Below are 494 nucleotides of genomic sequence, written 5' to 3'. Positions count from 1 at the left end.
CCGGGTGGTCGTGCCGCTCGCCCGGCCGGCGATCGTCGCCGTGGCCGCGTTCGCCTTCGTCATCGGGTGGGGCGAGGTGCTGTTCGCGTCGGTCCTGACCGACGCCGGCACCCGGACGCTGGCGGTCGGGCTGCGCACCTTCGCATCACAGTCGAGCGTGCTGTGGAACGAGCTGATGGCCGCGTCGGTGCTGGTGTCCGTCCCGGTTGTGCTGGGTTTCCTGCTGGTGCAGCGGCACCTGATCCGTGGCCTCGCCGTCCTCCGCCCCTGACGCCCCAAGCGGGGCGCTAGAGGAGGGCGAGGGCTTGAGCAATGCTGACGGCTTGGTGTCGGTCGGATGCGCCCAGCTTGCGATAGAGCCCGCGCGTGACGGTCTTAAGGGTGTTACTCGACACGTACATGCCCTTCGCGATGTCGGCCAGGGTGGTGGTGTTTGCAAGAGCTGCCAGCACCTCCGCCTCACGTTCCGAGAGCTGAGGCGCTCCGTCCCTGTT

Annotated in this window: 1 protein-coding gene and 1 pseudogene; one reads left to right on the top strand and one right to left on the bottom strand. The window is 68.6% G+C overall.

The window, feature by feature from the left end; genetic code table 11:
* Positions 1-271 (top strand): annotated as a pseudogene (locus tag ELR45_RS38105) (carbohydrate ABC transporter permease); the annotation flags it as partial.
* Between the two features lie 16 nt (positions 272-287).
* On the opposite strand, the gene ELR45_RS16525 reads toward ELR45_RS38105, so the two are convergent.
* Positions 288-494 (bottom strand): response regulator transcription factor (locus tag ELR45_RS16525; protein ID WP_165367833.1); only part of this gene is annotated, 207 nt, incomplete at its 5' end.

Origin of the sequence: Phytoactinopolyspora endophytica (genome assembly GCF_004138495.1) — a bacterium.
GTDB classification, from domain to species: domain Bacteria; phylum Actinomycetota; class Actinomycetes; order Jiangellales; family Jiangellaceae; genus Phytoactinopolyspora; species Phytoactinopolyspora endophytica.
The sequence above is the reverse complement of the archived record's forward strand: the minus strand, read 5'-3'. Positions and strand labels throughout refer to the sequence as shown.